Source organism: Cytophagia bacterium CHB2 (assembly GCA_030263535.1).
GTDB lineage: Bacteria > Zhuqueibacterota > Zhuqueibacteria > Zhuqueibacterales > Zhuqueibacteraceae > Coneutiohabitans.
The window spans coordinates 1-10,517 of record SZPB01000229.1 but is presented as its reverse complement, the minus strand read 5'-3'; the positions used below and the strand labels follow the sequence as shown (position 1 = coordinate 10,517).

The 10,517-nt window shown below is 53.7% G+C and carries 11 protein-coding genes and 1 pseudogene; 7 read left to right on the top strand and 5 right to left on the bottom strand.

From position 1 onward, the window contains the following. Positions 1 to 251: hypothetical protein (locus FBQ85_19770; GenBank protein MDL1877373.1), on the bottom strand; the 251-nt coding region annotated here is incomplete at its 3' end. A gap of 203 nt (positions 252 to 454) precedes the next feature. Between FBQ85_19770 and pheA the strand changes: the two genes are divergently transcribed. After that, complete coding sequence (gene pheA / locus FBQ85_19765; GenBank protein MDL1877372.1) at positions 455 to 1,420, top strand: prephenate dehydratase; 966 nt, start codon at positions 455 to 457, stop codon at positions 1,418 to 1,420. A gap of 36 nt (positions 1,421 to 1,456) precedes the next feature. Here the strand turns inward: pheA and FBQ85_19760 are convergent, their stop codons facing one another. Together FBQ85_19760 and FBQ85_19755 are read right to left on the bottom strand one after the other, a co-directional pair. Then, a complete protein-coding gene (locus tag FBQ85_19760) occupies positions 1,457 to 2,857 on the bottom strand; it encodes a DUF2851 family protein (GenBank protein MDL1877371.1) in 1,401 nt (466 codons plus the stop codon). A gap of 101 nt (positions 2,858 to 2,958) precedes the next feature. Then, a complete protein-coding gene (locus FBQ85_19755) occupies positions 2,959 to 4,068 on the bottom strand; it encodes a Glu/Leu/Phe/Val dehydrogenase (protein ID MDL1877370.1) in 1,110 nt (369 codons plus the stop codon). A gap of 490 nt (positions 4,069 to 4,558) precedes the next feature. Between FBQ85_19755 and FBQ85_19750 the strand changes: the two genes are divergently transcribed. Continuing rightward, entirely contained in the window at positions 4,559 to 5,044 is a 486-nt protein-coding gene (locus FBQ85_19750; protein MDL1877369.1) for an RNA methyltransferase, read from the top strand. Between the two features lie 16 nt (positions 5,045 to 5,060). Here the strand turns inward: FBQ85_19750 and FBQ85_19745 are convergent, their stop codons facing one another. Both FBQ85_19745 and FBQ85_19740 read right to left on the bottom strand, forming a co-directional pair. Continuing rightward, positions 5,061 to 6,371 carry a hypothetical protein gene (locus FBQ85_19745; GenBank protein MDL1877368.1) on the bottom strand — a complete coding sequence of 437 codons (1,311 nt, stop codon included), beginning with the start codon at positions 6,369 to 6,371 and terminating at the stop codon, positions 5,061 to 5,063. Then, the gene (locus FBQ85_19740; GenBank protein ID MDL1877367.1) at positions 6,368 to 6,889 is read right to left on the bottom strand and encodes a DUF4416 family protein; all 522 of its coding nucleotides are present in this window, start codon (positions 6,887 to 6,889) and stop codon (positions 6,368 to 6,370) included. The genes FBQ85_19745 and FBQ85_19740 overlap by 4 nt, the downstream gene beginning before the upstream one ends. A gap of 428 nt (positions 6,890 to 7,317) precedes the next feature. Between FBQ85_19740 and FBQ85_19735 the strand changes: the two genes are divergently transcribed. From FBQ85_19735 to FBQ85_19715, 5 genes and pseudogenes are all read left to right on the top strand, one after another. After that, positions 7,318 to 8,523 (top strand): beta-lactamase family protein, encoded by a 1,206-nt coding sequence (locus FBQ85_19735; protein ID MDL1877366.1) that lies wholly within the window; start codon positions 7,318 to 7,320, stop codon positions 8,521 to 8,523. Continuing rightward, on the top strand, positions 8,504 to 8,977 hold the full coding sequence (locus FBQ85_19730; GenBank protein MDL1877365.1) for a protein with SnoaL 3 domain, NTF 2 superfamily: 474 nt from the start codon (positions 8,504 to 8,506) through the stop codon (positions 8,975 to 8,977). Before FBQ85_19735 ends, FBQ85_19730 begins: the two co-directional genes overlap by 20 nt. Positions 8,978 to 9,109: 132 nt before the next feature. Then, on the top strand, positions 9,110 to 9,340 hold the full coding sequence (locus tag FBQ85_19725; protein MDL1877364.1) for a hypothetical protein: 231 nt from the start codon (positions 9,110 to 9,112) through the stop codon (positions 9,338 to 9,340). Beyond that, positions 9,321 to 9,647, top strand: a pseudogene (locus FBQ85_19720) (type II toxin-antitoxin system PemK/MazF family toxin). Before FBQ85_19725 ends, FBQ85_19720 begins: the two are co-directional and overlap by 20 nt. A 52-nt stretch (positions 9,648 to 9,699) precedes the next feature. Beyond that, positions 9,700 to 10,517: hypothetical protein (locus tag FBQ85_19715; protein ID MDL1877363.1), on the top strand; the 818-nt coding region annotated here is incomplete at its 3' end.

Below are 10,517 nucleotides of genomic sequence, written 5' to 3'. Positions count from 1 at the left end.
ATACTTTTTTGTTTGGAGGCGAGATCATAGCGCCAGACGTTGAGCTTCCCGTCCTCAGAACGCTGAAAATAGGTAAAGGCTTTGCCATCGGGCGTCCATTGCACGGCGCTCGGCAAGCTGCCGCTCAACTCGCGGCCGCCGTAAATGGCCTCGACCGTGAGCTGTTTTTGCGCGTACGCCGGAGCGAACACGAACAACCCGGCAAGCAGCGCCACCTGCCAAAATGATTGCAATACTTTGGAATGAGACACGGTCTACCTCCTCGCGATTAGACGGTGAATTGGGAGCCTTAAAAAAAAGCCTGATGAAATTGCCGCAAAGAAGTGAGAAAGTCAAGATTGAAAAATCGAAAGTTCAAATTAGCCCAGTGTAACGGTAAGAGTGTATTCTTCCTGCCTTCAGCAGGCGTCTTGCGGCGATTCGGATACTGCGCTGAATACGTGAGGACATTTCAATGGAACGGCTCTCACTCACCGGAGCCGCACAGAATTTGACATTCTCGCGCGAATTTCTATCTTCCCCACCGGTTAAGACTTGTGCCGCTACAAAGCGACAGGCTAAACACAAACGATCACCGCAGAACAGGAAATTCCATTTGAACCTTATTGCATTTCAAGGCGAAACCGGCGCCTATAGCGAGCAAGCCGCGCGCGCTTTTTTTGGCAACGGCTGCCAGGTGTTGCCGTGCCGGACGTTTCATGAAGCATTTGTTGCGGCGGCGGAGGCGCGCGCGCAGGCAGCCGTGATTCCAATCGAGAATTCGCTGGCGGGCAGCGTGCATCAAAACTATGATTTGCTGCTGCAACATCATCTGCACATTACCGGCGAGGTGATTTTGCGCATCAGCCATCATGTCATGGCATTGCCGGGCGTGAGCTGGGAGCAAGTCCAGCGCGTGTATTCGCATCCGCAGGCGCTGGAACAATGCCGCGAATTTCTGCATCAGCGCAGCGAACTTGAAACCATTCCGGCGTATGACACAGCCGGCAGCGCCAAGCTGATTGTCAAAAACGGGTGGCGTGAGGCGGCTGCGATTGCCAGCGCACAAGCCGCCGGGCATTACGGGTTGACCATCTTGCATAGCAATGTCGAAAGCAATCACCAAAATTACACGCGCTTTTTAATTTTAAAAAAAGACGCAGCCTCGGTGACCGAAGGCAAAACCTCCATTGTTTTTTCAACGCAACATATTCCGGGAGCTTTATTCAAAACATTGGCCGTGTTTGCCCTGCGCGACATCAATTTATTGAAAATCGAATCGCGCCCGCAGCACGGCAGCCCGTGGCAGTATATTTTTTATCTTGATTTCGAGGGCACGCCCAGCCAAAATCATTGCCGCAAGGCATTGGAACATCTCGGCGAGATTACGGCATTCGTGCGCGTGCTGGGCGCATATGAGAAAGGCAGGGTCATTGAATAGGAAAGAGGCGCGCGGCTCTTGATCGTCGCATGTCTTTCACGAAGACGCAGGAATGCCGGGTTGCAGCCCTAAACACTCCTCGCAGCGCAACGGCCGGCAGAACAATTTCTGCAAATGCAACATGCCTTGCTGGCATTTGGCGGAAGCCGAGAGTTCTTTCGCCAGCGGATAAACGCGGCGGAGCTGCTGTTGCATGGCCTGGGTGGCGCGATTTTCCTGCAGCTTGGGCAAATGCGCATAAACCTCCTGCGCTTGATTTTGCAAAATCGCATTGCCGGCTTCGCGATAATACAGCCAGAGCGCCGGCAGAATCAAATTGACCAAAATATCGCGGCTGCGATCGCGTCCCACCAAATCGCCGGGCGCTGCCGGCTGCGGATTATCACGGCCGCGCAAATGGTAATGCGTTTGCCAAAAGCCTTGCGCGGGGCAAAGAAAAAAACTCACCAACTCTTGCGCCAGCTTCCTGCCGCGTTTGCCCGGCGCCTGTAACAGCCGTGACAAATGTTCGAGAATGCCGTGGCGGTAAAACTTCAAAATAATCGCGCACAAACCGGCCAGCCGCCGCGTCGGGAAATTTTGCGGTCGCAATTGAAAAAAACGCCAGCTCTCCACCGGCAACGGCCGGATTTGCAGGCTATGCCGCAGCGGCTCCCAGATGCGCCGCCGCGCCGACACGAACGCGGCGATTTCGGCGTCATGCGGCTCGTCTGTTTCCGCCCGGTGTGCCAGGAAACCGGCCGCGCCAAGTATCAGCGCTTCAACAAACTCACCGGCATCAAGGGCGCGGCGGCTGCGCAATTCCGCAAAGATCAAATCAATCGGCAACAACGCCGCCAGGCGGCGGAACGGCTCCTGATTTTTATCATATCCCAAAGCTTCGGCGATGCCGCGATAAACCGCTTGATCCCACGAACCGCTTCGCATCTGTTCGGCAAACGCCAATGCCTTTGCTTCAAAACGCAATTGCCCGGCATGACGCACCGTTGCCAGAATTTTCTCCGGCGCCGTGCGGCTCAACGGGCAATCGAGCAAAACCAATTCTTGTTGCACAGGGGATTGCAGCACAGAGGCGGGTAACAAGAGTTGCGGCACGGGCAGGCCGTTTTCGCGCACGATATCGCAAGCAACTGCTTCGGCATTGTTTGCAGGAAGGGCGACATGCAAAACCACGCCGTTGTAAGCCGGGTCGCGATCATGGCCGTGCGCCACCCAATCGCGCGCGTCGAGATGCAATTCGACTTCGCCATGCAAAATTCTATCACCCAGGCGCAACGTTGCGCCCAAGAAGTCCGGGCCGGCATCATGATTGTGCCGTCCCGGATTTACCACGGTGACCATCTCTCCGCTCGTCGTCCGCAGCCATTCTTGCGGAATGCGCTGCAGCCGCCACAGATCGTGCAACGTTGCTTCAGAGAAAATTGTTGAAGAAGCCATAGCGCCCCCGGTCACTTCTGGTTAAAACCACGGCGCGGTCAAACTGGTTGTGCCGCGCCGGCTAGCTGCAATCCGCAATCATCAAACCACAATCTACAATCTCACCAGGCATACCGTTGCCCGCGAATTTGCCGCGGCGGTTTAATCACGTGCATGCGCTTGAGTTTGCCGACTTGTTCGATGCGGCGTTCGGCGAGACGATCGGAAGCCACGTTGGTCGGCACGCGTTCTTTTTTGGCAATGGAAAAAATATCGTGCAGGATGTAGTAAATATCTTCCGCCTGCTTCAGCGCTTTTTCGCGATTGTAACCTTCGATTTCATTTGCCACATTGATCAAGCCGCCGGCGTTGATGACGTAATCCGGCGCATAGAGAATATTCTTTTCCATCAGAATGCTGCCGTGGCGCTTTTCGTCGGCAAGCTGGTTGTTCGCCCCACCGGCAACAATGCGAAACTTAAAACGGGGAATGGTTTCCTCATTGATAATCGCGCCGAGCGCGCACGGCGCAAAAATGTCGGCGTCGACGTCATAAATTTTTTCCGGCTCAACCGCCGTCACGCCGAATTCATCCACCACTTTTTGCACGCGGCCCGGCTTGATATCCGTGATAAAAACCTTTGCGCCTTCTTTCGTCAAAAACTCCGCGAGAAAATACCCGACATGGCCCGCGCCCTGAATCGCCACCTTGCGGCCGCGCAAGGAGGGGGTGCCGAACAGCTCCTCCGCGCTGGCTTTGATGCCGTAATACACCCCACGCGCCGTCACCGGCGAGGGATCGCCGCTGCCGCCCAGCGCTTCTGAAATGCCGGTGACCCATTGCGTCTCCATGCGCACCCACTCCATGTCATGCACGTCGGTGCCCACATCTTCCGCTGTGATGTAGCGGCCGGCAAGTCCTTCGACAAAACGCCCGAATGCGCGGAAACACATTTCATCCTTGTCCGTGGCAGAGTCGCCGATGATGACGGCCTTGCCGCCGCCGAGATTCAAGCCCGCGGCTGCAGCTTTGTACGTCATGCCGCGTGACAGCCGCAACACATCATACAAGGCTTCTTCTTCGGTTTTGTAAGGCCACATGCGCGCGCCGCCTAATGACGGCCCGAGCGTCGTGTCATGAATAGCAATAATGGCCTTCAAACCCGAGTCGCGATCATGGCAGAACACCACTTCTTCGTGATTGTGTTCGGCCATACCTTCAAAAATTTTCATAGCCATCCACCTTTAGCTGGTTAAACCTCCCTGCGAGATTTGATGCAGTGTATAAAATATTTCATCAAAGGTCAAGCGAGGGATTCTCCGCCCAAACGGTTCATTGCGGCGTTGCGGGAAACAGTATTTTTCTTTTGCGCCGCATGAACTTCTATGCTATCTTTCGCCAATTTTGTTCTATACCCGACAACCTGCGGTGCCAAGTTAAGGGTTTGGGAGAAAGCAAAAGCCCCGACGGGGCAGCATATGAAAGCTTGGGGCAACGCCCCAAGATAAAGTTCAACCCAAACTCGGAGCGCCAACGGCGCGAGATAGAATGGGGCGAGGTCGCATACGTAATTTCATTTCGCCCTGACAGGGCTATAAAACTGGGCGAATTCTTGTTTCCCAGGACGTTGCCCCTTGCTATCACATTTGTCCCCTTCTGGGACTGGCGCTTTTTGTTTGCTTGACACATATACCCTGCAACCTATTCCCTATAACCAAGCCCATGGCCCCGGCCTCTTCCTCTCCGCCTCCATTCGTTGCCGTGCTCGACAGCATTCGCAGCATGCACAATGTCGGTTCGATTTTTCGCGCTGCCGACGGCGCGGGTGTGAGCAAGCTTTATCTCTGCGGCATGACGGCCACGCCGCCGCGGCCGGAAATTCGCAAAGCAGCGCTGGGCGCAGAAGAAAGCGTGGCGTGGGAATATTTTGTCTCAATAAAAGAGGCGCTGCTCGCGCTCAAGCAAGCAGGCTACGCTTTAATTGCGTTAGAAAACTCTCCAACAAGCCAGGATTATCGCGTATTCGACTATAAATTTCCTTTGGCATTGATCATCGGCCACGAATACGAAGGCATCTCTACGGAGATTTTGACGGGATGCGACGGCGTCATCTCGTTGCCCATGCGCGGCCAGAAAGACTCGCTCAACGTTGCGGTGGCGTTTGGCATCGCGGCGTATGAGATTGCAAAGTATCTCGATTCGAAATAAACACCAAAAAACGCATTCAGTTGATTTCTCGAGCGCTGCCGGAATTTGCTTCAGAGGTTTCGTTTGCATTGACGGTATTCATGTGCGTAAGCCCTGTGGCGCTTTTCACCGTCGCTGCCTCCCGCTTCTTCCGCAGCCGCCCCTCTCTCCGCAATAAATCATCCTTGTAGATCATCCAATTCTTCTGCCGCTGCAATTCTTCCACTAAAGAAATGGCGTGCAGGGCGCGATGCACGATCGCCAGCGCAGCGCGTTGATCGCGTTGCCGATGCTCGAGATGCTTGGCAATTTCAATGAACGGCAACGGATGAAACGGCAGGAACTCGATCATGTGCTGCCAAATGCGATTCGCTTCTTCATAGCGGCGCTGGCTTTTGTAACAAAAGCCGAGCGCGAGGTAATCATCCAGCGCATCGTCCTCGCGGCGGCGTAGTGCCAGCTCTTCGAACAATTTGATGCTGGTGTCAAGCTCGCCGGCTTCGCGGTAAAGCTTGCCGATTTGGCGCAACTCCTCGCGCGAGCCGCTGAATTTGAACGGCGCTTGCACGATTTGGCCGATGCGAACAAGAAGAGCGGCCGTGGTCACAATGTCCTGCCGGTTGTGCGCCAGCACTTCGGCAAGCTGCTCCGTTTTGCCATAGCGCACAAAATCAAAATAAATCTGCGGAATCAGCGCGCTGGGCACATCTTCCGCGCGCTGAATGCCGAGAATGCGATGTTCGAGATTGCCGAGCGAACAATCTTGCAGCCGCGCTTTCCACAGACGGCGGCTGGCGTGCAGCACATCAAAATGCGGCAGGCTGGCCAAATCGATGCGAATGCGATTCAAAACTGTGCGCGTGAGCAAAAGCGGAATGTCGAAGCTTTTGCCGTTGAAGGAGATTAAACCGCGGCTCTGCGCGACGTGGCGCTGCAAAGCCGTAAGCATCGCGCTCTCTTCATGCGGCTGACGCAAAAAATATTGCCGCACAACGAAGCTGTCGCTTTCAAAATATCCCAAACCCACGAGAAACGCGAGTGTGCCCGCCCCGCCGGCAAGTCCGGTGGTTTCGGTATCGACAATCAAGGTTTGCGCCAGCGCTACCTCGTTGAGTTGTTCGTCTTTGGCGGCAATGCTCAACACCGCTCCGGATAAGTCCAGCAAATCGGCGAGCCGGGTTGAGCCGTAGGGTTCATGCAGCGCATGGCGCCGCTCGACCACAAAGCAGCCGTCCTGCTCGAATCCGCCCAAAAGCTGTTGCAAGCGATCGAGGCGCGGTTTCGGCATGCCGGTTTTGAGGGGACGCGGCACACGTTCGAGTTCGCGCAGCTTATCTTTGATGTTCATTTGAGTTGCTTTTTGTAAAGCTCGCGCAGGCGCAGAAAAACGGCTTCATAACGCCCGCTTTGAAAATCGGGAAAGCTCCAGGGCAGCGGGGTAAAATGTCCTTTGGCGTAATGCAGCGTCATATCGGCCCACACGCCATCGCTCAAGTAGATTTTGTAGCCGTGATATTTCCCTGAGGCCAGAACGAATTTGTCGGTGTCGAGATAGCCGGGATCGAGATTGACGGCGCGTTTGCCAGCACGGGCAAACAATTGCTCCACCTGGTTTGTTTTTATCTTGATGGAGGCCAGCGCCTGTGGTGAAATGAGTTGCGCAAACGAGTAAAAAAGCCGGTAAAGAGGAGCACCCATCTCAGTCATGTAATAATCGGTGAGATCGAAAAGAAAGCGCGAACTCTGATAATCGATCTCGCCGAACGCCTGCACCAATTCGTCCCGTGTTTCCGCCAAAAATTCCTCCCGCGAAAACAGTGCAGCAACAATGAGTTTAACGGGTGTAGGTTCATGCGCCTGTGACATGCCGAAAAATAGACGTTGCCGTGCGTGAAAGCAAGGGCTTTTTCCTGAAGCAAAGCAATGTCAGATATTTGCGGCGCTGAGAATCAAGAGTCAAATGTTTTTTTATCTTGCTCAAACCATGAAATGAACGCAAGTTGATTCTTACGTAGCGCCTATTCGCGTGTATTCACGGTTCAAAAATGGGCAAATTACTCAAGCGGCGAATCCCAGTGCATTTATTCCTACGAGATGGCTTAAAATTTTTGTGAATTCAATTTTTCGGGCTTGCATGAAAGTGGCTGAATTTCTACATTCGCCCCACTTTATTCCTTTTTACGGTGGAGCAACGTTAGCATGACCCCGGCGTGCGCCGAAGCAGGAAGCAGAAGCAAGCGTTCACGGGCCTTCACCCTTAATCATTCAGATTCAAGACGAGGACATGAGGTTTGATGACCAGGAGAAAAATCGTTTATCGCTACGGGAGTGTTTTTGCGCTTATGTTGAGCATGTTGTCGCCAGCGCTCATTGCCAAACCGGGCGTGGATACGCTGGCGCATGTGCAAAATGTCGTTCGCCATTTCGATGCATATGCAATGCAAGCCTTGCAGGAAGCCAATATCCCCGGCGCCGCCATTGCCATCGTTAAGGGAAACGACATCGTTTATTTGAAAGGTTTCGGTGTTCGCCAAATCGGGAAACCGGAAAAGATCGATGCGCATACCGCGTTTCGCATCGCCTCGGTCTCAAAAGGCTTTGCCTCCATTCTCACCGCGCTGTTTGTCGAAGACGGCAAGCTGAGTTGGAATGATCCTGTCATCAAATTTCTGCCAAAATTTTCTTTGCGTGACGCGGGAAATACACGCGCCCTCACCCTCAAGCATTTGTTGAATCACACCACCGGGTTGCCGCCGCATGCCTTCGATAACTTAATTGAAGCGCAAGAGCCTCTGCCCACGATTATCAAGCGCCTGAAAGAACTCCGCCTGGGTTGCCGCGTGGGCGAATGCTACAGTTACCAAAACGTGATGTACGGCCTCATCGGTGAAATCCTGCGCGAAGCCACCGGTTACACTTATGAACATCTCGTGGTGACGCGCCTGCTCGTGCCGCTGGAGATGTATGACGCTTCGCTGAGCTGGGAAGAAATGGTGGCCAACCCCAATCATGCCTCGCCGCATGTGCGCCGCCGCGGCGGCTGGCAGGCAGTTCAGATCAGGCCCACGTATTACTCGGTGCCCGCGGCCGCGGGCATCAATGCGAGCATCACGGACATGGCAAAATGGCTGCGCGCGCTGCTCGGTGAACGGCCGGAGGTGATCCCCCCGTCTGTCATCAAACAAGTCTCGCAGCCGCAGGTGCGCACACCGCGCGAGCGGCGGCGGCCGCATTGGAACGGGCATATTCGCAACGCGCATTACGGCATGGGTTGGCGCATTTTCGATTACGCCGGCAACAAGCTGGTCTTTCACAGCGGCGGCTTGCGCGGTTACGTGGCGCAAATCGCCATTTTGCCGCAACACAATGTCGGCATTGTCATTTTGATGAATAGCAGCGCCAGCAACGGCCTGATGCCGTTGTTTCTTGACATGTATCTGGGTTTGAAAAGCCTAACTCCCGAACAGGAATCGACCTTCGATGAGAGCGATCTTAATTGAAGTCTGTATGCTTTTGATGTTGCATGCTGCGGCAAAAGCTGCGGGCACTGCGGATAGCAGCCGGGTAGCGCAAATGCTGAATGATTTTCATCAAGCGGCGGCGCAAGCGGAGGGCAAACGTTATTTCGATCACTTCGCGGCGGAAGCGATTTTTCTTGGCACCGATGCTGCCGAGCGCTGGACGCTCGCCGAGTTCAAGGCATTTGCCCAGCCTTATTTCGAGCAAGGCAAGGGCTGGACATATCTGGTGAAATCCCGGCATGTTTACTTTTCTCAGGATCAAAACGTTGCCTGGTTTGATGAAATGCTGGAGAATGAAAGCTACGGCGTTTGTCGCGGCAGCGGTGTGTTGCTCAAGATTGACGGGATCTGGAAGATCGCGCAATACAATTTGTCGATTCCAATCCCGAACGCCCTGGCCAGGCAGGTGGTGGGGATGATTAAAAACAAATAGTGATTATGCTCGTGAGCCAATCGGCGCGCCCAATTTGGGCTTGCTCTTTGATGAAATTTGTGTTAAGCTGTTTTGGCGACAGGTTCAAGCTGTCAGTAGCATGTTGGAAAATAAATGAAACAGGAGGCGAGAATGGCCAGCGCTCTTGTGAATCTTACTTATGAAGTTGAGTTGAAAAAAGGAGAAGTTTTTTCATTCCCCGAGGAAGCTGCAAAACAGCTCAAACCGGGCAAGTGGCTAATCAGTATTCGTCCGGCGCAAAAAGAAATGGAGTCGCGTCTGCCGCGGCGGCGGCATCGTGCGTTTTTAAACAGCTATGCCGACGCAGACGAGGGGTTGTACGATGACTATCCGAAGCGGTGAGTTTTGAGTTGCAAATATCCCATTTACTGATCAAAGCACCTCGAAAAAACGGCCGGTCCTTGTGCTTTGGCTCGATGGTTCAGATGCAGTTGTGGCAGCCGTGACTTCCGCCTCTCCTCGCAGCCAAACCGATGTTCCCCTCCAAGAATGGCAAAAGGCAGGATTGCGCCTGCCTTCCGTCGTTCGATTGTCAAGGTTAGACTGCTTGGAGCAAACTCTCCTAATTGCACGACTAGGCGTTCTCACGAAAACAGATGCCAGTACTTTAAAGAGAGTCTGGTCTCGCCATATCACGCCTCAATTTTAGATCAATGTTTTCATTCAAGCCTCAGTGCCAGTTCTAAACACCACTCAGTCACATGACGGGCATTCAATCTCCTCTCAAAGCCGCGGGCATTCGCTGGGATATTTCAGATTTGTATGCCGGCGCAGATGATTCCCGTCTCGCGGCCGATCTCGAACGCGCGTTGCAAAACGCCAATGCGTTTCATCAGCGTTATTACGGCAAAATTGTCGGCGGTGACTTGGATGCAGCAGCGTTGCATCAGGCCATTATCGAGCTAGAAGAAGTTTATGCCGTCATCATGCGCGCGGAGTCGTATGCCTATCTGGCCTTCTCCGCTGACACGGCCGCGGATGCCTTCACCGCGCTTTATGGCAAATGCCAGGAAGTGATGGCGCGCGTGCAGAATGCGGTTTTGTTCTTCGAATTGGAATTACAACAACTCGCTTCTGAAAAGTTTGACGCACGCGTCGCGAGTCCTGCGCTTGATTCCTACCGGCATTACCTTACCGGCGTGCGCTTGTTCCAGCCCTACACACTTTCTGAAAAAGAAGAACAAGTCATCAACAAAAAAGATCTCTCCGGCAAGAGCGCCTTTATTAATTTTTTTACCGAATATACTGCTTCCTTCACTTGGCAGCTTGAGATCGAGGGCGAGTTAAAAACGCTGACCGCGGAAGAGATGCGCCATTTGCTGCGGCATCCTAACCCCAAATTGCGTGAGACCGCCAAACGCGCGTATGACGGCCGTTACGGCGAAAATGCCATCATCTTCAACAATGTGTTCAATGCCATCGTCAAAGATCACGCGCTGGAAATGGAGATGCGCGGCTACGACAGCCCGATCGCGCCGGCGCATCTACGCAATCGCATCGCGCCTGAGATCATCGAAAC

What these genes read in the sequence shown, in the direction of transcription:
- FBQ85_19730 (MDL1877365.1), top strand. Translation starts at nt 8,504, where the DNA reads ATGAGAGCGATCTTAATTGAAGTCTGTATGCTTTTGATGTTGCATGCT.
- pheA (MDL1877372.1), top strand. Translation starts at nt 455, where the DNA reads ATGGAACGGCTCTCACTCACCGGAGCCGCACAGAATTTGACATTCTCG.
- FBQ85_19750 (MDL1877369.1), top strand. Translation starts at nt 4,559, where the DNA reads ATGGCCCCGGCCTCTTCCTCTCCGCCTCCATTCGTTGCCGTGCTCGAC.
- FBQ85_19755 (MDL1877370.1), bottom strand. Translation starts at nt 4,068, where the DNA reads ATGAAAATTTTTGAAGGTATGGCCGAACACAATCACGAAGAAGTGGTG.
- FBQ85_19760 (MDL1877371.1), bottom strand. Translation starts at nt 2,857, where the DNA reads ATGGCTTCTTCAACAATTTTCTCTGAAGCAACGTTGCACGATCTGTGG.
- FBQ85_19745 (MDL1877368.1), bottom strand. Translation starts at nt 6,371, where the DNA reads ATGAACATCAAAGATAAGCTGCGCGAACTCGAACGTGTGCCGCGTCCC.
- FBQ85_19735 (MDL1877366.1), top strand. Translation starts at nt 7,318, where the DNA reads ATGACCAGGAGAAAAATCGTTTATCGCTACGGGAGTGTTTTTGCGCTT.
- FBQ85_19740 (MDL1877367.1), bottom strand. Translation starts at nt 6,889, where the DNA reads ATGTCACAGGCGCATGAACCTACACCCGTTAAACTCATTGTTGCTGCA.
- FBQ85_19725 (MDL1877364.1), top strand. Translation starts at nt 9,110, where the DNA reads ATGGCCAGCGCTCTTGTGAATCTTACTTATGAAGTTGAGTTGAAAAAA.